18 protein-coding genes are annotated in these 26,851 nt (G+C 37.3%); 7 read left to right on the forward strand and 11 right to left on the reverse strand.

The features are described from left to right. Positions 1-246: 246 nt before the first annotated feature. Positions 247-507, forward strand: coding sequence for a hypothetical protein (locus AC2FA3_RS03950; protein ID WP_490508420.1), 261 nt, complete (start codon positions 247-249; stop codon positions 505-507). Between the two features lie 135 nt (positions 508-642). On the opposite strand, the gene AC2FA3_RS03955 is transcribed toward AC2FA3_RS03950, so the two are convergent. Beyond that, positions 643-1,254, reverse strand: coding sequence for a hypothetical protein (locus AC2FA3_RS03955; RefSeq protein WP_490508421.1), 612 nt, complete (start codon positions 1,252-1,254; stop codon positions 643-645). A gap of 447 nt (positions 1,255-1,701) precedes the next feature. Here AC2FA3_RS03955 and AC2FA3_RS03960 point away from each other — a divergent pair, with 447 nt between their 5' ends. The 3 genes from AC2FA3_RS03960 to AC2FA3_RS03970 all read left to right on the forward strand — a co-directional run bounded on the left by AC2FA3_RS03960 (position 1,702) and on the right by AC2FA3_RS03970 (position 4,820). Next, complete coding sequence (locus AC2FA3_RS03960) at positions 1,702-1,914, forward strand: ATP-binding protein (RefSeq protein WP_490508422.1); 213 nt, start codon at positions 1,702-1,704, stop codon at positions 1,912-1,914. 192 nt (positions 1,915-2,106) lie between these two features. Next, a protein-coding gene (locus tag AC2FA3_RS03965; protein WP_192993974.1) for an IS3 family transposase occupies positions 2,107-3,272 on the forward strand; the annotation gives its coding sequence in 2 pieces (ribosomal slippage) (positions 2,107-2,365 and positions 2,365-3,272; 1,167 coding nt in all). Between the two features lie 358 nt (positions 3,273-3,630). Next, positions 3,631-4,820, forward strand: a protein-coding gene (locus tag AC2FA3_RS03970) for an IS3 family transposase (RefSeq protein ID WP_101210725.1) whose coding sequence is annotated in 2 segments (ribosomal slippage) — positions 3,631-3,889 and positions 3,889-4,820 — 1,191 coding nt in all. Because the reading frame shifts where the segments join, the coding sequence is not laid out codon by codon here. Between the two features lie 153 nt (positions 4,821-4,973). On the opposite strand, the gene AC2FA3_RS03975 is transcribed toward AC2FA3_RS03970, so the two are convergent. Beyond that, complete coding sequence (locus tag AC2FA3_RS03975) at positions 4,974-6,311, reverse strand: DUF1376 domain-containing protein (protein WP_490508423.1); 1,338 nt, start codon at positions 6,309-6,311, stop codon at positions 4,974-4,976. Between the two features lie 1,085 nt (positions 6,312-7,396). On the opposite strand from AC2FA3_RS03975, the gene AC2FA3_RS03980 reads away from it, so the two are divergent. Then, positions 7,397-8,299, forward strand: a complete 903-nt coding sequence (locus AC2FA3_RS03980) for an XRE family transcriptional regulator (RefSeq protein WP_490508424.1) — start codon at positions 7,397-7,399, stop codon at positions 8,297-8,299. A 151-nt stretch (positions 8,300-8,450) separates the two neighbouring features. Here the strand turns inward: AC2FA3_RS03980 and AC2FA3_RS03985 are convergent, their stop codons facing one another. Genes AC2FA3_RS03985 through AC2FA3_RS04000 form a run of 4 tightly spaced genes read right to left on the reverse strand, consistent with a single transcriptional unit; the run spans position 8,451 to position 15,394 of the window. Next, the gene (locus AC2FA3_RS03985; protein WP_490508425.1) at positions 8,451-10,163 is read right to left on the reverse strand and encodes an AAA family ATPase; all 1,713 of its coding nucleotides are present in this window, start codon (positions 10,161-10,163) and stop codon (positions 8,451-8,453) included. A gap of 4 nt (positions 10,164-10,167) precedes the next feature. After that, on the reverse strand, positions 10,168-12,687 hold the full coding sequence (locus AC2FA3_RS03990; RefSeq protein ID WP_490508426.1) for an Hsp70 family protein: 2,520 nt from the start codon (positions 12,685-12,687) through the stop codon (positions 10,168-10,170). Positions 12,688-12,725: 38 nt separating this feature from the next. Further along, entirely contained in the window at positions 12,726-13,757 is a 1,032-nt protein-coding gene (locus AC2FA3_RS03995; protein WP_490508427.1) for a hypothetical protein, read from the reverse strand. 20 nt (positions 13,758-13,777) lie between these two features. After that, positions 13,778-15,394: a hypothetical protein gene (locus AC2FA3_RS04000; RefSeq protein ID WP_490508428.1), complete on the reverse strand. Its 1,617-nt coding sequence runs from the start codon at positions 15,392-15,394 to the stop codon at positions 13,778-13,780. A gap of 745 nt (positions 15,395-16,139) precedes the next feature. Here AC2FA3_RS04000 and AC2FA3_RS04005 point away from each other — a divergent pair. After that, the gene (locus AC2FA3_RS04005; RefSeq protein ID WP_490508429.1) at positions 16,140-18,122 is read left to right on the forward strand and encodes a hypothetical protein; all 1,983 of its coding nucleotides are present in this window, start codon (positions 16,140-16,142) and stop codon (positions 18,120-18,122) included. Between the two features lie 374 nt (positions 18,123-18,496). Continuing rightward, positions 18,497-18,865, forward strand: coding sequence for a surface-adhesin E family protein (locus tag AC2FA3_RS04010; protein WP_296240447.1), 369 nt, complete (start codon positions 18,497-18,499; stop codon positions 18,863-18,865). 881 nt (positions 18,866-19,746) lie between these two features. Here AC2FA3_RS04010 and AC2FA3_RS04015 read toward each other — a convergent pair. From AC2FA3_RS04015 to AC2FA3_RS04035, 5 genes are all read right to left on the reverse strand, one after another. Beyond that, positions 19,747-21,216 carry a hypothetical protein gene (locus AC2FA3_RS04015; protein WP_490508430.1) on the reverse strand — a complete coding sequence of 490 codons (1,470 nt, stop codon included), beginning with the start codon at positions 21,214-21,216 and terminating at the stop codon, positions 19,747-19,749. 281 nt (positions 21,217-21,497) lie between these two features. Further along, entirely contained in the window at positions 21,498-21,989 is a 492-nt protein-coding gene (locus AC2FA3_RS04020) for a hypothetical protein (RefSeq protein ID WP_490508431.1), read from the reverse strand. Positions 21,990-23,567: 1,578 nt separating this feature from the next. Next, positions 23,568-24,608: a hypothetical protein gene (locus AC2FA3_RS04025; protein ID WP_490508432.1), complete on the reverse strand. Its 1,041-nt coding sequence runs from the start codon at positions 24,606-24,608 to the stop codon at positions 23,568-23,570. A gap of 77 nt (positions 24,609-24,685) precedes the next feature. Continuing rightward, positions 24,686-25,939: a 3-(3-hydroxy-phenyl)propionate transporter MhpT gene (gene mhpT / locus AC2FA3_RS04030; RefSeq protein WP_490508433.1), complete on the reverse strand. Its 1,254-nt coding sequence runs from the start codon at positions 25,937-25,939 to the stop codon at positions 24,686-24,688. Positions 25,940-26,036: 97 nt separating this feature from the next. Beyond that, the gene (locus tag AC2FA3_RS04035; protein ID WP_490508435.1) at positions 26,037-26,816 is read right to left on the reverse strand and encodes an SDR family NAD(P)-dependent oxidoreductase; all 780 of its coding nucleotides are present in this window, start codon (positions 26,814-26,816) and stop codon (positions 26,037-26,039) included. Positions 26,817-26,851: the final 35 nt, after the last annotated feature.

Consider the following 26,851-nt stretch of genomic DNA (forward strand, 5'->3'; position numbering starts at 1 on the left):
TATGCGACGATAGATGTCGTGAGGTTTTTAGGCGAGGTGTTTAAACAATCAGAGTACAAGCAACAGTCATAACCTTTCGTTAATCTTCTTCAAGCTACTTAACGCTACAACCCGTTATCATTCTCGTTGTGGATAGCACGGGGCTTTATCAAGATACCCTCGTTCTGATAGCACTTTTGCGTGATACTAGGTAAAACACTTTTAACCACCATTTATAAATAATTTGAACTTAAACGAGAGAACACTATGAAAAGAATAATGATCAGCTCAATCTTAGCTCTGACTGCCTGCTTTACAATGGTCAGCCACGCTAATGCGGCGCCGCACGTTTCTAAACATCATGGCACTCAAGTCAAGCATCAAAAAGCTAGCGTGAAATTTAATAACAAACATCAGCATGTTAAGAAAAAAGTGGTGGTATCAAAGCATCAGTCAAAGAAAGCCGCGACTCATCTAAAGGCGAAAAGTAAGTACCAAGCTACGCACACTCATAATCGCCACTCTTAATCACTCAGTTTACTGATGTAAAAACAGCGCCCTTGTTAGGCGCTGTTTTTTGATTTCCGAATTAAGTAGGTAAAAAATTCTCTTAGGTAATACTGTTAGTGTGAGTGAGATTTTTTTCGGATAGCACTGTCATCATTAGGATTTAAATGTGCAACTACTAACAGAGCTACCATTTTCTGTACGTAACATTGGTCCATCGCCACTTCTATTAATACTGCTTACCATCTCCTTATAATCCTCATAAATATACAAATCAAATATAGTTCCAAAATTGGTTAGGTGGCTAGTATTAATAGCATAGAGAGGCTTATAGCCATCTTTTTGCCATTTATAGAATTTCTGAGGATTATACTCTTGTCTTGTACAATTTGATTCGATCTCAGTTAATCGCTTAGTATTGAATACTGAAGATAATACCGCATCGGGTGATATGTCTTCGCCACTAGTCTGTAGTTGGAACTCTTTCGGTCCTGACTTAAAGCCGCTGACGTTGAACATACTCCACTCTATATTACCGTTAGTAGAAGCGACCTGACCAAAGCGAACATAATGCTCAACATTTTGGTGATTATAGCTTCGTAATGGCTCATTCCACGTAACATTTTTGAGGCTATCAAGATCCGACCATTTCCAGCTAGAACCAGGCTTTTGAATGAGCTGTTCAGCTATATCTCTATAGTTTGATGCATTAGCACTTATACTACCTAATAGCAGCCCTACTCCTAAAATTAAAGATATTTTTTTCAATTTTTTATCCCCTTGAATTGTTAATTGGTTTTTTCATACAAGTATTATGAATAGGCTAATTTTGGATATTAGATTTTGCTCTAATTGTTTACAATACTATCACTACAGTCTTTTGTTGAGCAATATCTTAAAAACTATTTATAGCTGTTGTGGGAAATATGGCTTTTATTATTTATATGTCAAACTAACTGAAATTTATATTCTAAATTAGTTTATAAGTACATGCATCGAGTAAAATAGTTGAATTTGACAACCTGACAATGAAGTATAGGTTATGCTAGTAACGGGCGAAAACGAAAATAAAGGTATCGACAGTATTTTTTCTGCAAAGCATGTTGTGTATAAGCAATGAATTAATCTCCAATAAACAGCTACTAAAAGTAGTAAAAAATAAACTGCTAAGAGTTTCCTTATTAAATAGTTACCTAAAAGGACACAGCCACATTATTGAATTTAGATAGTAATACTATCATTACCGGTTGTAATAGCACTGGCAAAACAATATCAATGGGCGCTATCGTGCCCTTTTTTGGCACCAAGCTAAGCAGTATCTCTAAAAAGCCAGAGGTGCATAAAGTTTTTATAGAATTCTATCTCCCTTATGCTAATAATTATATTGTTTATGATTATGTAAGAGATGATAAAAAAAGTGTGTCTTGATAAGGAATAGGGGTGATATTCAAGCTTTCAATTTCATCGACTAATAATATAAAGAGAAGTTATTTTTTAGTATGGAGTTTCAGGGTAAGCAATTTTTTTACCAGTTTAACGCGGTAAAGACAAATATTGAGCTATGCTGAAGAAACCGTACAACTAAACTTGGTAAACTAAGCACAATTATAGGAGTTTACCATGACCAAGAAATTAAGAACCTACAGTAACGAATTTAAAGCTGAAGCTGTCAAGAAGATAGCAGATAATAATGGCAATATCTCAGCTACTGCAAAGCAGTTAGGTATTGCTATGCAAACGCTATCAAACTGGCATAACAAAGCCAATCAAGGCAAGCTTGTTGGCACAGAGCAATATGATCCTGACCTTATGAGTGCTCTTCAAGAAATAAAGCAGCTCAAGCGTCAGCTCAAAGTGGCTGAAGAGGAGCGCGAGATTCTAAAAAAGGCGACCGCGTACTTCGCGAAAAACAGCCCGTAAAGTACGCTTTTATCAAAGACAATCGTCAGATATTTAGCACCACTACTATGTGCCGTGTATTAAGCGTTAAGCCCTCAAGCTACTACGATTGGCTAAGTCGTGACATCAGCGAACAGCAGGTACACCGCAATCAGTGCGAGCTACTAGTTAAAGCCGCTCACAGTGAAATGAAAGAACGTTATGGCGTAGATCGATTGCATGCTCATCTAAGCAAACAAGGCCACAACATTAGCCTGTATATGGTAAGAAGCATCAAAGAGGAACACGGCATCAAATGCCGTCGTCATAAGCGCTTTAAAGTCACTACTGACTCAAACCACAACAAGCTGGTCTATGACAATGTTTTAGATCAGAGGTTTGACGCTAAGCGTCCTAACGAAGCATGGGTCAGCGACATTACCTATATCTGGACTGCTGAGGGCTGGTTATATTTAGCTGGAGTGAAAGATTTATACACCAAAGAGCTTGTCGGCTACGCTATTAATAAGCGCATGACCGCTGATTTAGTATGCCGTGCACTCAATATGGCAATCAAGAACAAACGACCTACTCAAGGACTGATTGTTCATTCAGATAGAGGTAGCCAATATTGTAGCCATGCGTACCATAAGATTATCGAGCAGCATAAGTTTACAGGCTCAATGAGCGGCAAAGGTAATTGCTATGACAACGCACCTATAGAAAGCTTCTGGGGCGTCTTGAAGAATGAACTAGTATATCATCAAGATTATAAAACGAGGTTTGCAGCCACTAGCGATATCATTGGGTATATTGAGCTGTATTATAATCAGACTAGGATTCAAAAGGGCTTGGGCTATCGAGCGCCAAGACAGGTGTGGTTTGACTACTATCGTCAGGCTGCGTAATTAAAATCTCCCAAGTTTGGTTCTACGGATTTGACAGCATGGGTCATATTGGATCAGACGGACTTCTAACAATGTACGTCATCTATTATACGAAACCATTATTAGTAACTGTCCTCCCCAAAGAGTTAAAGCATCAATACGCTCAATTGACAGCCTTAGAAGGATCTCTATCAATAGCTGAAAGTGAGTCACTACTAAAGTTAACCAAATGTTAATTAAAAATTTATCTTATTAGGTAATAGATCCATCGATGTTATAGTGTTCGAAATATCTATGTATATCACGGATTTATTTGTAGTGGCATAATAAAATTGGACAGCTTCTAAGAGGTTATAATAACCCAAAGAAGGAAACTAGTATGACCAACAATCGCAATCAATATACCCGAGAATTCAAGCTTGAAGCCATCAGCTTAGTGACTGAGCATAAGCGTAAAATACCTGATGTAGCAAGCTCACTTGGCATTGGCAAATCCACCCTGCAGAAATGGCTGAGTCAGTATCGACAAGAAACGAATGGCCAAGCACCTAAAGTCGGCAATGCTTTAACGGATGAACAACGCGAGCTACAAGAATTGCGTAAGCAGGTTAAGCGACTCACTATGGAGCGCGACATATTAAAAAAGGCTTCTGCTCTGCTGGCCTTGGACAGCCTGAACGGCTATCGCTGATAAGCAAGCTTGCAGAGCAAGACAAAAGCGTCAGTAAACGCCGACTATGTGACTTATTTGGCATCATTAAAAGCAGCTACTACTATGGCACACAGACTAAGCCTATCGATATTGAACGTGTCAAACTCAAAGCCTTGATACGTCAAATATTCAATGACTCCAAACAATCAGCTGGGGCTCGCACCATTGTCGCCATCCTGTGGAATGAGCACAGTATTAGGCTAACGCGTTACTTAGCTGCCAAGATTATGAAGCAAATGAAACTGGTCAGTTGCCAGCTCAAGACCCACAAATACAAGCACGCTGATCAGGAACATAAAACCCATGACAACCTTTTAAAACGCAGATTTAGCCCAACGGCGCCCAACCAAGTCTGGACGGGCGATGTCACTTATATTCGCATTAAAGGCGGCTGGTGTTACCTAGCCGTTGTTTTAGACCTGTACGCCCGTCGTGTGGTGGGCTTTAGTGTCTCAGACTCACCCGATAGTATTCTGACAGGTAACGCTCTGAAAATGGCGTATCAGACGAGACTCAAACCAAGTGGTGTGTTATTTCACTCAGATCAGGGCACGCATTACACCAGTAAGAAATTTGCTGAATCAATCGATGATTGCGACGGTATGACACAGAGTATGAGCCGTCGTGGAAATTGTTGGGATAACGCCCCAACTGAGCGCTTCTTTAGAAGCTTCAAAACAGAGTGGATGCCAAAGGGCGGTTATGAGAATATCGCTGAGGCTAAAAGTGCCATTAGTGATTATATCTGGGGCTACTATCAAACCGTGAGACCGCACACTTTCAACAATTATTTAACACCAGCTGAAACAGAAAGACGTTACTTTAATCAAAACCTCTTATCAGGTGTCCTAAATTAGTTGACCACTACAATTTCACTCTGATAAGTCAAAAAAATCTCTATATACTATTACCTATATAATGTAGAGTGCTAAGGTATAACTTTTACTTTTCTTAGGTAGTGTTGTTAATACTGGAGCTTGAATCTAGTCAGCAACAGTTTAGCTAAAATCTCACACCCTCTCTATCTTTTTAAGTAAACGATCATGTGTTTCATGCGCCCCCTCTCCTACTTCCCTACATTGATTAACTAACTCTAATGTTTCGTCGAGCGTCATATTAGGCAAAGGTTCTCTCCAAAATCCAGCATAAAATGCATTGACTTTAACATCCTTTTTAATATTAGATTCAGAATGAGTGTGACTAGCATGATAAACAGATTTTTCACTTGTTGAATAAGGGTAATCACTATTGTTAGAATTGCTATAATCTTTATTAACATTGGTTCGGCTCTGGCTAGAGAAAGCACGCTCTATCCAATGGTGCAACTTCATTATACGAAGATGTTCGGTTATCAGTGATTTACCCATAGATTCCTGTGCATGGTAGTAAACTTTAAATTCTTCGACATGAATTTCGAACTGTTCATCCGTCATACTAATGACATTTCCATTACGGTTTAGCTTCTCTAGGATTATATGCAGTTCTGGTGCTTGCCAGTTTTCGATACTTCCTAACTGTTGATATTGAATTTTTTCTACTTGGGATGACTGTGCTTGTATTCGTTGTATCTCACAATCGGCAGCTAGTGGTATTTCGTTTACCATTTCAAGTTCAAAGGGTGCTTCAGGAAGATGTTGTGCATCCCTCTCTTTCTCAATTGGTTGTTGGTTGACTGTTCCTGTTCCTTGTTCATGATTACTTGTTATAGCTTCTTTCTGCGTGACTATCGCGTGACACTCATTGTGACCATCCGTGACATCGCTTGTGACATTATTATTTGTTGAAGTCAATTCGACTATACTTTTATGTTCATCATATAATTTTCGTAATTCAGTTATACTTTTGACCTTCTTAGAATCAATACCTATAGAAGACAAATGCTCACGAATCACTTTGCCTTCCTCACGTAATTTTGCTTGTCTCTCTGCAGCTGTCGAAGGTTTCTTTGATGTGACACCATCTGTCAAACTATTATTTTTACTTATGTAATTTGTGACATCTTTGTTTGGGTTTTTAAATTTATAGTTCTTTAGAATGACTTCCCATTCAGGATGCTTGTAGCGTTTGGTACGCTTATCTAATGTGAACTTATCTTTTAAAAGGAATTCTAAGGCCCTTTTTTCACTATTGGTTTGACATGACAAACGCCGTGACAGCATATCAATATCAGAAGTTAGACTTTCGCCCGTTTTTAAATAAATAGTACGCATATCGAAATATAAGCTTTTTTCAATACGAGACATATATCGAGTTTCAATCTCCCAATCACCAAATTTGTGCATAATCATATGCATAACACCAAACTCAGTGTAAGATTTTTTCTCTGTGTTCGTTTCACTATGTGTCATGAGGTATCCCATATATAAATATTCAATTTTAGCTAACCCTATCGATTAAAACCTTGAGAGCCTTAGCTTGACGTACAGGACTTTTTACAATCATCAATATATTGATCAAGGTGTCTTTTTCTATACAAAACGTGATGACCCGTTTTACTATAAATGATTGCGTTAGATTGATGGCAACGCATGTATTGAAGCGTACTCGTCGATTTGCCAAGATACGCTGCTGCGTACTCCGATGTAAATGGAGTATCCAAATCAGCCTCAATGACAACTTTTTTCATCATATCTTTCTCAAACTGAGTGTAATCAGACCAGTTTTTCCTACGAAGCATAGCTATTCCTTGATGTTTGTTGATTAGCGTTATTAATTAGCGATTGATATAGTCTACCAAGGACACAAATTAAATCAAGCTAAAGTGTCCTAAATTCTAAAATTTAATAAAAATATATATTAATATTATTTAAATGAATATAGAAACAATCAAGGTTATTATGAAATATTATCAATTAGGTAGCGAAATCATATATAACTTATATTTATTACATTTCTATAACTTGAAATTAAGCACATGAGGAAACGGTCGACTCTATAAGATGACTAACGAAAAGAGGATGAAAAGATATATATATCAATTAATACAACTTACCCGAACGTTTCGATAACTTTAGTATGATTTATATTCGTTGTAGTAGTTGGTTAAGAGAGTGGTATGAGGTCATGCAGTGATACCATCTAAGTGTCACCAGTTTTAGCCAATAACTAATAACTAATGGCTAATGGCTAATGGCTAATGGCTAATGGCTAATGGCTAATGGCTAATGGCTAATGGCTAATGGCTAATGGATTTTGACAAAAGCTCTATAAAGCCCCTCGTCTGAGTGAGAATTTATTTATCAAAATTAAGTATTACCGTACGATTGCCACTTACTATGATAAGTTTACTTTTCACTTCTTGAGTATTATTCAACTTTTATTATTTGGCTTAGTAGATGACAATCCATAACTTAAATAAAGTTCCACACTAAAGTTTCCCGTGTTAAAATTACATGTAGGAAACTTTAGTAATATCTCAGTTAGGGAGTGTCTTATGAGCGAATACCTCAAAGAAGTTGCAGCTAGAATTAAGAAATGTATGGATGATAAAGGTCTTAGACAAGTGGACATCGTGAAAACAACAGGTGTGTCAAAATCAAGTGTTTCGAAATGGCTTAGAGGAAAAGCCTGCCCGAGTGGAGAGTACTTGCTTCGTCTTTCTCAAGTTTTAGATGAACCAGAATACTGGATCTTGAATGGTGAGTATCCTTATACTTCATATGCAGATATTGATGATGCTATGGACTATTTAAATACAGCTGAAGAAAACAATAGGCAAGTTTACATTAAGAAACTAGGATTAGACCCTAGCCTTCCATATAGCATCCGGTATTTACGTGATGAGTTCGAAAATCATATGCATTGTGAATATGAACAGCAATTTGAGTTATCTGCTGAACAAGAAAAACAAGTAGAGGAATACAAGAAATATGGGGCAGAGGAATATGAGAGATGGTTTGAATCACATATAACAATAGATGATATGTACGAAAATAGGGATACGTTACAGGAGATAGATGAGTTTTTTGACTTAACTAATTTTAAATACTCGAACAAATCACTAAGATCACCTTCTGAAATTGCGGAGCGCTCAAAAGCTCAACTTGAAAAGACATTATATTATAATCAAGAAGACATCAGCATGGAGCCCATAATCATGCGAGGTTCTCAATGCTCAGTCGATTTAAGCAAAAGAACAATTCGGGATGGCAACACTTATCTAATTAGAAGATATAATTTCTCTGGTATAAGAACATTATTCAGTCAGTCAGATGGCAGCTTGCTGCTTCAGAGTAAGAATACAGATTACCCAAACGAGGTAGTTTCTAAGGAAGAAATAGATAGTTTAGTGATTATTGGCTATGTTTATGCTTGGACTAACTTCGTTCCTTGGTAAAAACATAGTTCTCAACTAATTCTAGACATCTGAACTGCCCCGGGATTGTAGGAGACTTAACATTCTGAGAGAATACGACAATATCGGGGCGGTTCAGATAGTTCGTAACCAATATTCTCATAGCTTGGATTAAGGTCTAAAAACAGAAAAACTAGAACCTTTGAAAGTCAGTAAAAGAGTCATACTTTTCGAGTTGATCATAATTAACAGATGATTTCGTTTTGCGAAGCACTTCCGTTAAATGTCCATAACCAATTTTACTACTTTCTTTCAGCGCAAGTTTGGCCGCCTCATTGACTATATAATTAACATCGCTAGAGGTGTAATGCGCCATCAACATGGCTATAGAGTCAAGATCCAAACCACTATCTATAGGTCGTCCTTCCAAAAGAATCTTCAGCATCTCTTTACGAGTATTAAAGTCAGGCAGAGGTATATAAACCGCTTTATCAACTCTACCAGTTCTTAGAATCGCTTTGTCTATTGCATCAGGCCTATTTGTAGCCATAATGGTAAGAATGCCTTTCTCACTACATTCTGTGAGCTGAGCGAGAAATTCATTAACTTCTGAAGAATAGTGTTGACCCATATGTGCACTATCACGACTTGGCATTACTGCATCAACCTCATCAATAAATATCACCGAAGGTGCCTTAAGACTGGCTTCTAAAAATAGCTTACCAATCTTTTCTTGAGTGCCATGAACATAAACACTAGCCAAGTCAGAAGGCTTAATTTCAAAGAATGTATAACCCAATTCAGCAGCAAGCTGTTTTGCTATAAAAGTTTTACCACAGCCAGGGGGACCATAAAACAATAAGCCGTTAAGTGGCTCAATCCCATATTCCTTATAAGCCTGCTTATTTTTTAAAGGCTCAATAATATCAGTGGTCAATAGGGACTTCAGATCCCTCATCCCTGCTACTTTGCTTAGACCAACATGATCACTCTTATACTGAGAGCCTTTTGATACCTTAAGCTTGATGTTTATTGTCTCACTATTAGGTAGCTGAATATCGTCATAATAAGGAAACTCATAGTATTGCTTTATAAATAAGTCTAACTTCTTGCTAAACTCGTTTACCCCTATATTATTTAGAGTTTGAAAGACAATACTTTTTAAATCGTCCGGTATGTGCTGAGAGTAAAAGGTTGATTGACTTAGAGGGTTTGAATCTCGGTAAGAAAATATTTGATACTGTACTGCTTTGTAAGTTGCTTTCCATTCAATATCATACTGCCAAGGTAAAAAACCAAACAGACACCTATACAGCAAAGTTGCTAGTGAATAGTTCGTATTATGTTCCGCCTCTCTACTTTGATAAGCCAATGAATAGCGAGGTATAGATGACTCTGTATGTTTTATATAGCGGGTTAAATCTAAAGGGAATATAAGTACACTCCCCTTTTCATCTAAGTAGTTTATAAAGATATCATTTGGAGTTAAAACTCGAGTAGAAGCCATGCCAGCATTTGACAGTACATCAAAACTTGCTCTTATAATCTTGCAAGCATCATATACAACTATGCTAATCTCTCTATCTAATCGCTGTTTTAAAGACTCCCCATGAACGAAATCGTGTATAAAGTAATACTGTGACTGCCCTTCTACGCTTAAATTCTGCAAATCAGAGCAGCTTAGGATACTTTGGTGACCGTTTTTATTTATCAAGCCTAGCGCTTCTTTTAGTGCTTCTACTTCCAAAATAGACGTATACTCAGACTTAATGAGCTTAAGATATTTAAGCTCATTTTTATTGGTTTTAACTCTATATGTTTCAGTTATATCATCTTCATATAGAAAAAAGTCGACGTGATAACGACCATCAATCAAATCACCACGAATAAATGCTGAATTCATCATCTCATTACTTACGCAGCAGACTAGTATCAACGTTATTCATTTCAGCCCTACTTTCAGGTTTCATTAGCCCCATAATGGTGACAACAGCATCTTGCAACTGGTCAAGAGAAGGATTTGTTTGTAACAAACGTTTCGCATGTTGCACTCCTCTAAACGCAGCATCACGATCCGTCCACTGAATATCGTCAAACCCGTAATCCATATACTCTAGCATACCAACCCAGAAAGCAGGATCTTGACGATGTAAGCTAAATGCAGCACTTCTAACTTCGTCTGTTAGTTTTGCAGCACTTTGCGCATCTTGTTTGGATATAATCTGGCGGGCTTGTGCTTCAAACTCAGTTAATAAACTACTAAACTGAGCATTCCCTTTTTCACTATTAATATCACGCAAATCTTCAATAGCATCTTCAAGATCAAGCTCTGCTTTAGGCCAAGCCCCTTGTTCTTCATATTCGTCTAATTCAATTAATGTTTTAGTCAGACTTGTTCTAACTTTCTCTTTGGTATCACGATCATCACTACGCTCATCAAGTAATCGCTCAGCTTCATCAAGCTCTTGCACTCTCTTATCGGCTTCTTTATTACCTGAATGTGATAGCTCCTGTGCTACTGTTCGTGCCTCATTAATCTCACGCTTCAATTGACTGGAAGAGATATCCGTTTTAATCTCTGAAGCTACTTGCTTTTCGTAAGTTTCATCTAGCGATGGAAAGTACAATTCAAATCTCGCAATACGTGAAGAGTCTATACTTAAAGTAACCTCAACATCGCTGCCTGAAGGTAAAAATCCAGGCAAGTCCTTACCCGAAACAATAATTTCACCAAAGCGCTTATTAAAAACAGCCTTTGAACCTTCTTTATCAAAGTTAATTTCATAGATTGGAATGGTTATAATGTCCTCTTCCACTCCTGGACGAACATCCTGCATCGTCTTGTACGTGCCTTTACCTTTCGCTGGCAGTGTTTTGTTTTTCTCTAATCCCGCCAGCGGCCAAACACCTTGTTTGGCTACCAAGGTATCGTAAACCTCAATACCAATATTATAAGGTAATGTCGCATTGGCTATTTTTAGACCTTGAATAATAGTAATGGTACTTGGCTGACAAGGAATTATCGTACCATCACTACTCGATAGCTTTAGCTCAAAGTGATTGGTTTTCCCTGTATTTAAGTGCAACTCAATAATTTCAACATCATTGTCTATAGCTAAACTACCTGACGACCAAGCACCATCGGTACGCAGGACTTCTAAATTGAATGTCTCTGGCAGTAGAGAGTCTGATGAGGCTCTGTCAATTTTAATACCTAAGTGTTCAGCTGTTTCAACTGTGGTCTCAGGGTATTTTAAGATAAGCTGAGCCTTTGTAGTATCACGCTTTTGCAGCTCTCTAGGAATGTCTTTAGTGGAAGCAAATAAGGTCGCGCCTCGAGCAACGGCCGTCATAGGATCTATACTGGTATCGATCTTATCTGTGATTTGCTCTGCTAGCATACGGCGTAGCGTTTGCTGGAACGTTGGACCACCTACTAGAATAAGCGAGCTTAAGTCATTGGGCTCTAAATTATTACGTTTAATTAAGTCTTGGGTGATATCAATAGCTTGCTGGAATATAGGAGTGACTACTTTTTCATATTGATCTAATGTAATTGTGATATCAAATTCAATATCTTCTCCATTATCATCCTCACCTAGATCATCAATAAATTCGTTCCACTGACCACTTGATGATAGTTTGATCTTTGCCTCTGCTGCATATCTCTTCAATGCTTCTTGTAGTATTACCTTAGTAGCTGAACTAGAAATAGTGTCTTCTATTTCACATTGCTGTTGAATCTCTGGTATAAACAAATGATCCACTATTGCTGTATCCAGGTCTTTACCACCAAGGTGGTTATCGCCTGCTGAATCAACTACTTTCATGATGCCATCTTCCGTATGCATCAATGCTGCATCAAAAGTACCACCACCAAAGTCAAATACTAGCCAGTAGCCTGACTGGCTATTTGCTTTAACACCATAAGCAATTGAGGCTGCAATAGGCTCTTGTAGTAGCTCACAATAGCTAAATCCTGCTAGCTGAGCAGCCCGCTGCGTAGCGTCTAACTGACTTTGTTCAAACATAGCAGGGACTGTAATCACAGCAGAAGTGACACTCTCATCTCTGACATAACCTTTTAGTTTTTTAAGCACTTCAGCAGAGAGTTCTTCAGCAGTATAACTTCTATTCATAAATGTGGATTCATAGAGATAATTGGTACCCATATTGCGCTTAAACTCTTGATAACCGTTAGGATTTCCCGCTTTATGTTTTACAAGATTTTGTATAGCCTCTTGCTCTATTGAATTTTTTGCCTTCTCACCAACACGCATAATCTGCTTTTTATTAAAAGAAACACAGGAGGGTGTGGTATCGCCCTGATCGTCATCTGATTTAATGATTACAGAGTCACCATCTTGCATGACTGCAATCGCAGAGTTGGTTGTGCCCAAATCAATACCAAAATCTACTTTTTGACGCATATCTACATTCCTATACTTTATTATTAATTGAATTTTTTCTAACCAACACTCACTTCAACATCAGCCTCTTGAACCATCTTCCCGTTAAAGCTGACCTGAGGGTAAATTACTCTGGTGATTATACTTTCATTTTCATTCAGCTCATCACTGGGTATAAATCGGGCTTTAATTGCCATTCCTTCGGTATAATCCATACCCAGATAATCAATCACCTCATAGCCATTATCTTCAAGCTCGTCCTCTAACCTCTCAAGAGACTTACTCAATGATTTAAGCCCTTTAGTATCCTCTGGTAGCGCAGTTATGCGTCTACGCATACGATGAATTTCATCTGCAAGCTTAATAGCCAGACCATGATCGATATTATCTTCACTATTTGAAAGCATATGTGGGCTAGCGCTTAGGGTAGCAGCTTCAGCTAAATGAGCATGTTCTAACTTGAGCTTAGCCAAAACTTCATTAAGCTGTGTTATTAATTGGGCATCAGATTGGACGATATTCTCTTCCGCTTTTTTCACACCTTCAAGCGCAGACTGCACCTTATTGACTAAGCCTACGTTTTCTTGGTTATGCTGCTTTCTCAAATACCAATAGACCCCACCCAAGATTCCAAGTAGACCTAGTAAACCTAGCAAGCCTAGCAATGAGTGGTTTGTGAATTTATTATCTAAGTTAGAGGTTTTTTCTGCTGTATCTGCGCTTAAGCTATCAATATCTTTTTTCAAGTTTTGCTCAGATATTTTTGTGGTGCTCTCTAATGTAGTTATAGATTGATTGGTATCATCAAGCTTAGTATTGACGTCTTCTAATGCTATTTTAAGCTCAGAGAGTTGTTCAAGCCTCTCTTTATTTTCTGCCTTATAGTCAGCACCTTGTTTTTCAAAAGCGCTTAATAGCTTCTCATTGCTAGACTGTATATCACTAATTTTTTGCTGCTGTAGCACTATGGTCTCTTGTATAGCTACAATATCCTCAGGCGTCATATTTTGTTGAATGGCACCAAATGATGAGGTGGAATTTACAACAAAAAAGCTACTACATATTAAAGCGGATAAAATGGTCTTTTTCATTACAGCTGCCTTTAATTATTTTACTTTACATTATTTTCAAGAAAGCTTTTGATGATTGTCATTACTGCATATAGGACGATGAGTGGCCAAACTCCTGTAAATAGCGCTGCTATGACATATCCAACTCTAAGATAGGTGGAGTTTATACCCGTCATGTTACTTATCGTATAAAGGGCACCTCCAATTATCGGTTTATCCTGAGTAGCAACTGCTGGAAGGTGCTTTTTGCCACCTGCTTTTTTTACTACCTGCTGTATATCTGATCTTTCGCTACTTATATGGTTATACGCCTTTTTGATAGACTCTTCTGTTTCAGAATCTATATCGATATACCAAAACTCTCTTTGTATTTTGGATATCAAGTCGTAACATTCATTAATAGTTGCATTTAACTTATTCAAGTCTGGCTGCTCTTTAAACTCCTCAAAAGTATCTTTATAGACTTCTAAAATCTTACCAATTAGTTTAAAAGCACATGCTCCTGCTAAACTTCTGAATAGCTCTTCTTCTTTAGCACTTTGTACGGTAATAACATTTAGCTCAGCGACCATCTTATTCAGTAACCACTCAGCATCAGCAATTGAATAAATCTCTTTTTCTAGATAGGCAAATATATTTATAAAAATCTTATTGACAGATTCTTCCTCTATTATCTCCTCTAACTTATTTTTATTATCTGCAATATTACTTTTCACTTCACCGTAAGCTGGTAACTCATGAGCCCAATCAATTATGTCTTTAGCAAACCCAGACTCTTCCAGCTCATTGTTGGCAAAAACTGAGCACCTCTTAGCCGTATCAGCGTAATCATTGACTACTCTTTGAACTTTATAATTATTACAATAAAGGTCTAATTCGCGAACTAAGGGTTCCTTATCTTTTAATTTATCAACCAAACCGTAAACAGCCCAGCTTTCTTCTTCAGTTAAGCCGTGCTTAACTTCATCAATTACATCCTGAATTTCAGTTATATAGGGATTAATAATTTTAGATTCAGCATAATCCTGCATATCCTCAGCATAATTTGAGAACGCCCCTAATAACTCAAGAACACTACCCTCCATACTTGAAGCATACTCAATAAGACTGTCAATCATCGTTTTACTGAGTGAGCTATTATCTACAATATTCTTATTAGACTGTAAGGCATTAGTTTTAATCTTATCTAGTTCTTTGATAACTGAGCCATAACGCTCAACAACTTCATAGAGCTTTCCATAAACAAAACCTGACGACTTAAGCTCAAATAATGATATGACATTAGCGTTTATAAGCCACGAGAACTTAGGGTTTGAGTTAGAGAGTATCTGTGAGTCCCACAACTCATATGCTTTACGATAATTATTATTTTCTATAGCTTCAAAAGCAATCTCGTCAACCGTATCGTATTGGTAGAACCAAAATAGTGCATTAAACACTCTATCGTTATCACTTTCGAGGTTTCGAGCAGCGTCCTGTATAGACTCCAATGTTCTTATAGGTAGGTTATTGCTAGCACTCATATCAAGCGGATAATCTTTAACCTTACCGAAATCCACAAAAGTCTCTAAATCGCTTGTTCTTTTAGCTAGTTCTTTACTAGTTATAGGGCTTACTAAGCCTAAAACCCTATAAGGATTATTGAAAACTTTATCCACTTTTGTCAGCCTTGAAAAATTATATTGTTTTTAAAATATTAACCCTATGTTATCATTTGTATCATTTTAAAAGAATAGCTATACTGAAATTTAAACAGTACTTTAACTACAGAAAAAACCTGTAAGCAGAAAATTTTTAGGCTAGAGAATATAATTAGCGTTATCCATCACAGAGAAAACTAAAACTCACAAGATATATCAAAGGAAAGCTCAGTCATATAACCTAGAATTGATAGCAATCTTCAAAGAAGATAATCCTCCCAGAAACCAACTTAAGTTTGCTAAAAAACAATGAGATACCTTAAAGAATGCCACGCCACACCTTACTAAAATAGTCACATGGATAGGCATTTATTGTCGGCAAAAAAAATTAATTTAGCATTGGTAGAGTATGCAAAGTCTGTAGTACTAAGCCATTCAGTCACTATGATTGCACTAAGTACCAAACCAGTCATCAACAGGTATACCGTAACCTAATTATTGTGAGCTACTTTTTATAGTCACTCATAATAAAGAAAGATATGGCGTTGATTATTTGCACGCTAATTTAAGCGAGTAATTCCAAGAAATTAGTAAATATGGCGTATTAATTCTAGTAAATAAATAGTCGTTTATTTACCAATAGCTGCGCTATCAACCCCTTTATTACTTCACATAAATATAACGGTAATGAACTTTAAGGTTTACCCATATATATTTAAAGCACTCTAACTTTAATAGAACCTAAATAATTAAGAATTAATTTATGACATCATTTTATATTAAAGATCAGAATGGATTACATGCCAGCTTTCAAACGACTGCTCTCATAAGCAAAAGCTCTAACGGTGAGCTATATAACATCAAGCCATCATCTACCTCTGAGCTTAAGGGCTTAGTTTTCAAAAAGTTTTCAAAAGCCTATCAAAGCATGAATGTGCAACCGAAAATTGAATACATGGTCAATCACCAACCGCAGACTGATGTTAGCAACGATTCAAAGATATGCTGGCCATCACATTGTGTCTATGATGAAAACAATGTTTTTGCGGGTTACTTAATGCCATTAGCATTAAATGGCAGTCTATCTCTAGATGAGATTTTTAACAGCACAAAGCAATATAGTAATAAGTGGCAAGCTTTTGCAGAGAATACACTAGCTAGCTACGAGTTAAGGTTGAAGACATGCATAAATATCTGCCAAACAATACGTTCTATTAATGAGACAAACTGGTATATTTTTACAGACCTTTTTCCTACCAATATCATGGTAACTAATGATGGTCGAATTTCATTGATCGAATGTGACTTAATTCTAGAAAATAATAATGAAACTCATAAGATCACTAACTTTGATTCAAGAGATATCTCAGGGTATACACCTCCTGAGGCGCTAGGGATGAATATAAGTACTAATATATATAATGAGTCACAAGAAAGATTTCCTTTATCAGTTATTATTTATGAAATAATATTCAGAGCTCATCCTTACTCGGCAACTTTTACTCCCCCTTATAACCACTTAGTTACTCTTGATGAGAAAGTTGAAAACAATCTTTTTGTTCATGGTGGAGGTAGTAGCCATATTAGCTTGATGCCACCTGAACATAAGGGCTTCGATAATATTAATCATAAATTAAAATCTTTATTCCATCTAGCGTTCGATATAAAGTCTAAAGACAGAAGACCTACTCCACAATTGTGGGAAAACACCCTTACCTTACTGGTTATTGAAAAAAATCATGGCCTTCAGCCTACTCCTAACTTAAAGACCATTACATCTCAGCCAGACATACAGCATCAAAACAGAGAGGATGATACTAATCATACTCCTGTGTACATAAATACGAATAACAAACCTAATGATCTTAATACGAATGTAAAAGCCAGCTGGTGGGGTCAAGGGCAATCTCAATTAGCAATTATTATTTTTCTTTTGCTTATAGGAGTCATCATAGTACTAGCAGCCACTGACTTCGGTTCAAATACAGAAAATGCCGCAGAAGACCTTTACAATGCACAACAAGAAGTATCGGATGCAGGGACCTATGAGCCTACAGCAGCATACAATGAAGTTGAAGAAGTAAACCCTCCTAAACTAACAGACCAATTTTTATATGTGATGTCGGATGAGGCGAACCTAAGACAGAGACCAAGCTTAAACTCTCCTATTGTCATGAAGCTCGAATATAATACTAAATTAACTCAAACTGACTCACCATTAATTGAAGATGGAAGTATTACTTGGATTAATGTAGCTAGCAATGGAGGAACTATGGGTTGGATGTCAAGCCTGACACTTTCTAAATACCCACGAGATATTCTTTACTCAAGATGTGGCGTGAGAAATAATGAAGTTGAATATATAGTTGCTTCTGCTGGTGTAAATGTTCGGAATAGTGCAAACACAAATGACAATAGTGTTATTGGTTTGATACAAAAAGGTGAGATAGTTTGTCCATATATGTATCTTGGAACTTATGATGAATCCATAGGCAGATGGATGGGCTTTCAATTGACTAGTGGAGAAGTAGCCTGGGTTGCAGAATCATTATTAGAACCCTACTACGAGCCTGAGCCCTACTATGAACCTGAGCCTGAGCCGGAACCTGAGCCTGAGCCGGAACCTGTAAATGAGCCGGAACCTGCTAAGATAAGACGGCCTGAGCTTTCAGATAATCATGTACCGAATGCATCGTCGTCTGATTCTAATACAAGTGATTATGATAAGTATAACTCATGGTTCTAATACTTCCCGATACATACTGCCAATAGCGTAGAAACTAACTTAAAAGATTTTAGTTACACAGACTGTATTTGATTAAGCTATTAGTAATTATTTGCCATTGTCAGAAGCAATGGCGATGGCGGCTTTACGCCGATACAGAAACTAAATCACGCAACTTAATTCTATTGGATAAGTTTCTTATAGTTGGGATGATTACCGTTCGTTGCCTGTAGTGAGTACTAAGATCAGTATTTAAATTGCTGATCTTAGTAGGTATTGTATTTTATGGTCGATCTCAGTGTATTTATGGGCGTACCTTAAGTGGGTAATTTGAGGCTATTTTCAGCGGTAATTCTATACTTGCAACTAACTTTAACTATTTTTGTGAGGTTTTTTTGAAAAAATTGGCTGTAATACTATTTTTTGGTTTTTTGTTTACTTATGCCAATGCATCAAATTGGGTTCAAGTTCATTCAAACCCTGAGCAGAAAAGGTACGTTTACGTTGATATAGAATCAATATCAGTACAAGGTGAGTACAAACAAGTGCTTTCCAAAAGAATAGCCATCGAAGATAAAATTTATTTTATAGTTTTTAATTCTTACGATTGTAAAAGCAATCCAATGAGAGTTAAAACTACATATTTTACTAGTTACAATCTAGATGGAAGTGTTAGATATTCTGGATCAAAAAGCAATTTCTTTGAGCCTCTTTCGTCTGGAACAGCAAGCAAATTAGAAGCAGATTTTGTTTGTAATTTCTGATTTTTCGGTCACTATAGAGGTCGAAATGTCATTTACAATACTTGCGACTATTGCTATGTTCTTTGATTCACACTGATGAGAAAGCAGAGTGATTAATTAACTATCAATACGCACGTAAGATCCAGTTATTAATTACTGATCCTGACTGGATGGATGATGAATTGGCCAAAAACTTTGGAGACCATCGATAACTTACTGGTATCATTTATGTTGCTAAACTGACTGATGCGCCAAACAAATTAGTGCACTATAAACACTTGAACTGTGCCGAAGAAACCGTAGACATTAACTTAGGAGATCATAATTTTAAAGAATTTTTATGAAGGGTTGTTTTTGAAATTAATATCGATAGCGAAGAATTATTCAATGCTAAAGTAAACCAAATATTAATCTAAACTATAACTTATTGGGTGGTAAACACCTCAATATTATGGTGTCCGAAATATCATTAACCTCTCCATTACCATGGATTTATTTTACTCTGATGACTCGAAAAGACCCTAAATGCTATTGTTTATATAGTGTAGAAGACTTAGGTATGAAATTTGCTTTTCTTAGGTGACGTTATTAATATCGGGGTTTGAACTACCCTTGATAATATCTGAGTATTTATAGAGTTAATTTTTTATCTCTTTAGTGAACCGCTCCGGGATTGTCGTATTATCTCACTCCTCATCGAGTCGTTAGTTTATCAAGTTTATCTCTACAATTTCTTCAGCATAGCTCAATCAGGGTTTTATTTTATGTTGAACTGACTATAACGATATATGCTAGGATTGAAGTTAAGTAATTAATGCTATTATTAGTATCTAATAATAGCAGGGTTTATTTTTTATAACTGATATTGTAAAATTTATTTTTCATCAATATTTGGATATTGATCAGCCGCTAAACCAGTCATAAAAATTACTTAAAATACTTTCATTGAAGTACAATGTCTTGATGATTGTTGATTGGTCATTAAGTAAAGGTTGGCCCTCGTAATCGTTAAGTACTGATACATTAGGGTAAATAATAAACCAAAATAAAACTATTAGTAATAATATAAGCGCAGATTTTTTAGACATGATTCTTAGGGTGATAGAATAACCAACAGTAACTAAGTTGAATATTAAGAAAAATGCAGACAACCCTAAAGCAACTATAGGCATAACTACTGCCTTATATGCCAATTTTCCAGCACTCTCAATCTCTTCATCGGGTATGTCCTCCATTTGCTTATAGGATAGATTGTATCTACGACCGACCACAGGTGTATCACTATCTGTGTAAGTAGGTATAACTGCTTCAGGCAGCTTTGATATAAGAAACGCCTTATAGTTCTCTTTATAGTTAGCATCGTAGGGGAATAAGCCCTTAGCATCTGGCCCGGCATTTTCATTATAATATCTTCTCACGTCTGGGTGACCTAGGAATTCAGAGTAAGCATTGACATGAGTGAGTGGTTTTATTGTCGTTTTAAAACCAAAATAATGATCAGCGCCTTTTCGCCATGCTCTATTAGCATGATCTAGAGAACTGTTTTTTGCGCTGCGCCACTTATCAACCCCTGGCCAGTAATATCCCCAGAACATATCATTTAAAAGTGCTTGTTTATAAGGTACATTAGCAGTGTGAGCATCACGAAATTTTTTATTATCAAACATGCATGTATAGTATTCTGTAATCACTTGCTTATATAGCTCGTTATTTGCTGACCCACTACTTAATGCAGAGTAAGAAAAGAAAACTCTATCCAAGCCATCATCTAAATTCAGGCTTTCACGACCAATATGTACACATTTATCAGCAGCCGTTCTAAATATCTCATTATATGATGCATAAATATCTTCAATCTTACGTTCTTCACGGAAGTCAATAACCTTGACTTCTCGCTCCTTTATAAATGGGTAAATTAATTTCTCAGTCCACTCCAACTCAAGCTGGCTAGCATTATACTTTGTATTAGTAAAAGTATAAAAAGGTACAACAGCGTTGTGTGTGGCTGCAACCAGTACTGCCTTATTTCTTTCTTCAGCATCTGAATTATCAACAATAGTATTTATGAGCCAGTTTTGCAGTAAAAAACTGGCTGGAATAGTAGCAATACATATAAAAAAGAAAGTTTTAATGGTACTTCTTGGTACTTTTGCGTATTTTGAGTCTTGATACATCTGAGAGGCTGAAATAAAAAATAGGCGTGTTAAGACTAATGCCATACCTAAACCCGTAATTATTTTCCCCCAAAACTCCATAACGTCGATGGAGATAAATGTACTCCCGACCGATAGTTGATTATAAATTTGATAGTTGATTACAATTTCTATTATAAAATAAGCAAGGGTCAGAAAACCCAGTCCTATTTTATGCATAAATATCTTCTGCTCGATACTCAGCACTATTATTCTTCCCTATAAAATAAAATTAGCGGCACTAAAAGCTATCTAGTCCAATCTAAATAAAGTCGATACAATATCTATAACAACATTAACTAAACGATGACTTATTCAATAGACTATATGAATTGATTTATAGCAATAAGCTCAATATATTCTGATAAAGAAAGACTCTAAGAGAATATCTCTTAAAGTCTTTCTTTATCAACAATCACTTTAAAACGGATAGGCTTATCATCTGTCCTATATTGACTATACTAGGATATTTTGAGAATCAGATCATATGGCACACACGTAGCAGCGTCATGTCCTTTCTCAATGATCTTATAACAATATAAAACATCAGAGAACTTAGGATTAGGTTGCTTATTACGTTTTTCAATTTCTTGTTTAGATACTTCTTTCAATGTCTTTACTTTAAGCATTACCGTTTTAGCTTTAAGGCCACTATACGTTACAACAGTCTTTTTATTAATTACTTTACCCTTCTTGTCATGCTCAAACCAAACATTATCTACGATACTAAAATTGTCGGAATTATCTAATATGAAGTCAAGCTCGGTGATTGCATATGAATTACTAGCTCCTATTGAGCCTGAGTAATAGCAACCAGAGGTTTCTAATACCTTTTTTGCTACGGGCTCAATATCAGTACAAGTAGTACGGCCTTCCACTTCACCCAAACCAGCCATAACGCTTAAAGAAGTCAATGACAGTGAAATAGCTATCAGTAGGTTTGTAAACTTCATTGCAGATCCTTATATATGTTTAAACTCAGATTTCAATAGCTAACTCGCTTATTGATTTTCGTTATGATAGCAACCAACATAAAGGCTAAAAATAATATCCGACGAACGGTAAGCATTATTATAAGGTCTTCAATTATCGGAATTTGCGAGATATAGTCAGTTCAATATAAAATCGATACATTCCATATCATAATATCGTTGGTCTAAATTATTCTCAATCCAGCGCTAGCGTAGAAAACTAGGTTGTGAACATTTCTTTTCAATGGGATTAAGTTCAGGGCTATAGAGTTGTAGACAAAGGATACGACGGGCATGTCTATTTAGTAATTTTTAAGTGCTTTTATTTTTATAAACCAAGCATTATCTATGACGATCACGCATTTCGTTTTAAGACTTGGAATTAGCGTGTATTTGCACCAGTGGTAGAATGAGCTCTGCTGTCAAATCTGTAGACGCCAACTTGGGAAATTGTAATTTTAAAAAAAATTGATCTGCTATTTATTTTTATTAAGATATAGCTTTAAAATTAATATCGATAGCGAGGAATTATTCAATGCTAGAGTAGATCAAATATTAATTTAGACTATAATTTGTTAGGTGGCATATACCCCAATATTATGTTTTACGAAATATCTATAACATCTCTCTATGCCATGGATTTATTTTATTCTGATGGGTCGAAAAATATCTACATGCTATTATTTTTGTAGCGTAGAAGGCTGAGGTATGAAATTCATTTTTCTCAGGTGATGTTGTTAACATTGGGGTTTGATTACTTTGAGCACAACATTAACATCAGCATATTTTACCACTGGTGCAAACACATACTAATCCCAAGTCTTAAAGCCAAATGCGTGATTGTAATGGATATGAGAGAAGGTAAAGCAAAGCACTGCTTTGCCCAAGCGCAAAGTGAGATCTGTGCTCGAGTAACTAGCTTTCACATACGCAACCAAAAACTACTCAATAGGCATGGATATCGTAACTTATAGCCCTGACCTACATCCCATCGAGAAAAAATACGTACAAGCTAAGTTTCTGCGCCAAGGGTGGATAGAGAATAGCCTCCCTAAACTCTTTCATGATATAAGTTGCATCTCTTTTATTGTGGATTGACTATAGTTAGAAGCGGTATACAACTTATAGAATAGCTTTAATATAAACTATATAAAGAAGAAAGCCAGCTATGACCTAGCTTTCTTGATACTTTGAACTAAATATTTATCCCTTAATGTTAATCATCGATAGGTAGCAGCCACAGCCTCTTAAAAATTTAAATAGTATCAATACTATTAATTTTGATACTATTTTGATACTTTGAATTTATCGTTAGATATATTTGGTTGTTGTTGCTTATATAGCAGTTCAGACCTAAACCCTTATATCAGAGGGATTTAGGCATATTTACATAGGTGTTTATTGATAGTTATTGTGTATTGTTGTTGTAAAAACAAGGACTCATAATCCTTTGGTCGTAGGTTCAAGTCCTACTGGGCCCACCAAATTTAAACCCTTACAGTCATCGACTTGTAAGGGTTTTTTATTGCTCAAATTTTAGCAAAGCATAGTGTGGAGTGTTTAAAAGGTATATTTCGCCATAACCTCTACTTCCTGACCCGCTTGTCTCCAAGGAAGCGTCGTGTCACTGCGGTCTCGCCATTCAACCCCAAGATCAAGATTTGGTAAATAGGTGTAGATAAGGTTGGCACTTTTAATATCGATAGAGGTGTCTGCCTCATTATCTACATTGACCTCTCCGTAACGCATATTACCCCGCAGTTTTGGTGAAAAGACATGACGATAGCCTATACTAAAACCAGTTTGCGAAACCAGGTCACCATTTTCAGCATCACAATTTAGGCTGACTGGCGTTAGTGCGCCCGTCGTACACACACCAGAATAAACCCCCATGCCCTTACCTGTATAAACACTACCATGTAGCGAGCCGTCGCCCAAGCTTAGCTTACCCGCTAATGAGACGCCCAGACCTAAATCCGAATCCAACTCATCTCCAACTCCCGTTCCAGCTTCACGAGCAGTAACCGCTAAAGTATAGCCAATATTGGAGATATCATCACTATAGCTTGCCACCATATCCGGCAAATCTGCCTCTTCATAAACAGGGTCTTGAGCCGTCAAACGCAGTCCCTTGTTAGCATAATGCAACGTCAAATCTGGACGAGCATAAATCCCACTACCAGCGATGGTCCCAAAACCAGTGCCCCAGAAATCAAGTTGTTCAGTCAAACGTGGAGCGACCGCAAAAAACTGACCATTCCAAGTCTTACCAACCGTCACATTATCTACCTGTAAATAAGCGTGACGCAATCGCAAATTGGAGCCACCTGATGCATAGTCTCCGTAAAAATCCCCTTCAATGAAACCTTTTAGTTTTCTATTATCTACTAGCGTCGTAGTGGTGAGGTTAATGCGAGACTCACGAGCATTGCCCTCGAAATCAGACTCTCCTTTATCTGGAGAGGCAAATACGCCTTCTGCTTTAACATAGCCACCAACACTAAAGGTGGTATCGCCATTTTTGACCAGTTCTATTGCTTGCGCCTGTGTACACAGCACACAAGCCATCACTGCCAAAGATATATTTTTGAGTTTATGCATGATTGTTTTATTCCCTATGGTTCTATCAATAAAGTCCGTTTTATAAGATTAATTAACACCGAATATTCTTCATGTATCTAAGCCTTTAAAAGCAGAGCTTGATCTACTTTTTCACGCCGAGCGATGTTATTCGCTAGTAGTATTGCCGCGACACCAGCAATAATAATCACCGGAATACTACTTCCAATGACAAATGAAGAATTCGAGTTATAAGAGAAAATGACACCCGCTAATAAAGGTCCTACGAACGAACCAACACGTCCCATAGCAACGGCCACGCCAACTCCTGTACCGCGCATGTTCTTGCTATAAGCTCTAGCCGCTAACGCATATAAAGCTGACTGACCACCAGTGATAAAAAATCCTGAAAGACCTGAGGCTAATATAAGTGCCGTTAGGGATTTGGAGAAAGTTAAGGCAGAAAGTCCGACCAAAATACCAATATAAATCATGATGACGACTGACCTAAGCTTGATATTAGATAACAACCAACCCAAAATCAGCACGCCACAAACTCCGCCTACTTGATAAGCGACTTGGATGTTACTCGCGCTTTTTAGACTCAAACCATTGTTCTGCATCAGAACCGGTAGCCAATTTAAGATAAAATATAAAACAATTAAGGTACCTAAGAAACTTAGCCAGATTTGAATGGTGGTTGCCGTACGCCCTTCCCCAAATAAAATAAATTTAAAATCAGTGTTTTCTGTCACGGCATCTTGGCTAACTTCTTTTTTGGTATATGTTTCTTTTAAGAAAATAAAGAGAAGTGGCACAAGAGCAATCGGTGTTAGTCCACCTAAGTAAAAAATATTTTTCCATTCTCCAATACCGGTAAATCCTCCTGCAATTAGTGCAGTGATACCAGCACCAAAGGGTACGCCTGCATACATTACGCTAACTGCAGTGGCACTCCAACGTTCAGGTACAGATTCTGATGACATCGCAATCATCAAAGGCAACGCACCGCCCATACCGATGCCGGTGAGAAAACGTACTATTACTAGGGAATTAAAATCTGTGGTAAATGCCGTCATAAGTGACATAATGCCAAATAACGCGACGCTAAAGATGAGTATCTTTTTACGACCAATTTTATCTGAGAGACGTCCAGCAACGATTGCTCCTGGAAACATGCCCAAAGTGGCGGCGCTAAAAATCCAGCCCAGCTGCCCTTTACTTAAATTAAATTCCGCTTGAATAGATGACGCCACCACACCGATTGATTGAATATCAAACCCTTCTAGAATGGCAATACAAAAACACATGAATAATGTCATATACATTACTGCAGGTTTTTTTGGCACAGCATTAGGCACAGAGATTGTCATAGACTCTTCCTTGAGTACAAAATAAATATGAAAGTTATGTTTGGTTATTTTTACAGCTATTGCTTATTGTCAGAATTAAAAGCACATTTGATAAGTACTACTGACCGGCAGATAATCCTCCATCACTGACTAAAATAGTGCCAGTTACATAGCGTGCGCCTTTCGCGCTTGCTAACATGACATAAAGATCGGTATGTTCCTCAGGAGAGGAGACACGACCTAGAGGGATATGTTTGCCCATAGATTCTAGGCGCTCGCGATCTTTATTCATTGATTTTCCCGTCTGATTTAACCCATCAGTGCCACCAATTGGTGTATCCGTGGCACCTGGCGCAACCCCGCAGACGCGCACGTTAGGCGCAAAATCTAATGCTAACTGGGCAACGACTCCGCGCAGTGCGTATTTAGAAGCGGTATATAAAGGCCCGCCACCGCCCGGACGAAAACAGGCATTAGAACCTGTGGTTACAAAGCAGCCTCGCGAGTCTTCTAAAGCTGCATAGCTGGCATGAGCCGCCATCAATACGGCTCTGACATTGGTTGACATGATTTGCTCAAAACCGTCTTCTAACTCTTGCGCCGACATTTTTTGCAGCTTTTTAAAGAAATCCCACACGCCAGCATTGGCTACCATGGCATCAAGCCCGCCCCACTTCTCAATTGCCGTATCGACAGCGGATTGGTTGGTCGCATAATCATTGACGTCACCGACCACATAACAGAAGTTTTCATTGGTTAAAAACTCCTCTATTTGTTCAGGTTTGCGTACGACAGCAAGCACTTTAGCGCCTTCTTGCAGAAATCTTTCTACAATAGCTTTACCGATACCGCTGCCGGCGCCAGTGATAATCACTCGTCTATTCAATAGCATTTGCATATTATTGCCTTAAAATCACCTATTAAATTTTATAA

It is taken from the genome of Janibacter sp. CoH_79_TC_3, from assembly GCF_058197955.1.

Coding starts and splice junctions, on each gene's coding strand:
- AC2FA3_RS03950 (WP_490508420.1), top strand. CDS start 247: ATGAAAAGAATAATGATCAGCTCAATCTTAGCTCTGACTGCCTGCTTT.
- AC2FA3_RS03975 (WP_490508423.1), bottom strand. CDS start 6,311: ATGACACATAGTGAAACGAACACAGAGAAAAAATCTTACACTGAGTTT.
- AC2FA3_RS03980 (WP_490508424.1), top strand. CDS start 7,397: ATGAGCGAATACCTCAAAGAAGTTGCAGCTAGAATTAAGAAATGTATG.
- AC2FA3_RS03985 (WP_490508425.1), bottom strand. CDS start 10,163: ATGATGAATTCAGCATTTATTCGTGGTGATTTGATTGATGGTCGTTAT.
- AC2FA3_RS03990 (WP_490508426.1), bottom strand. CDS start 12,687: ATGCGTCAAAAAGTAGATTTTGGTATTGATTTGGGCACAACCAACTCT.
- AC2FA3_RS03995 (WP_490508427.1), bottom strand. CDS start 13,757: ATGAAAAAGACCATTTTATCCGCTTTAATATGTAGTAGCTTTTTTGTT.
- AC2FA3_RS04005 (WP_490508429.1), top strand. CDS start 16,140: ATGACATCATTTTATATTAAAGATCAGAATGGATTACATGCCAGCTTT.
- AC2FA3_RS04015 (WP_490508430.1), bottom strand. CDS start 21,216: ATGCATAAAATAGGACTGGGTTTTCTGACCCTTGCTTATTTTATAATA.
- AC2FA3_RS04020 (WP_490508431.1), bottom strand. CDS start 21,989: ATGAAGTTTACAAACCTACTGATAGCTATTTCACTGTCATTGACTTCT.
- AC2FA3_RS04025 (WP_490508432.1), bottom strand. CDS start 24,608: ATGCATAAACTCAAAAATATATCTTTGGCAGTGATGGCTTGTGTGCTG.
- mhpT (WP_490508433.1), bottom strand. CDS start 25,939: ATGACAATCTCTGTGCCTAATGCTGTGCCAAAAAAACCTGCAGTAATG.
- AC2FA3_RS04035 (WP_490508435.1), bottom strand. CDS start 26,816: ATGCAAATGCTATTGAATAGACGAGTGATTATCACTGGCGCCGGCAGC.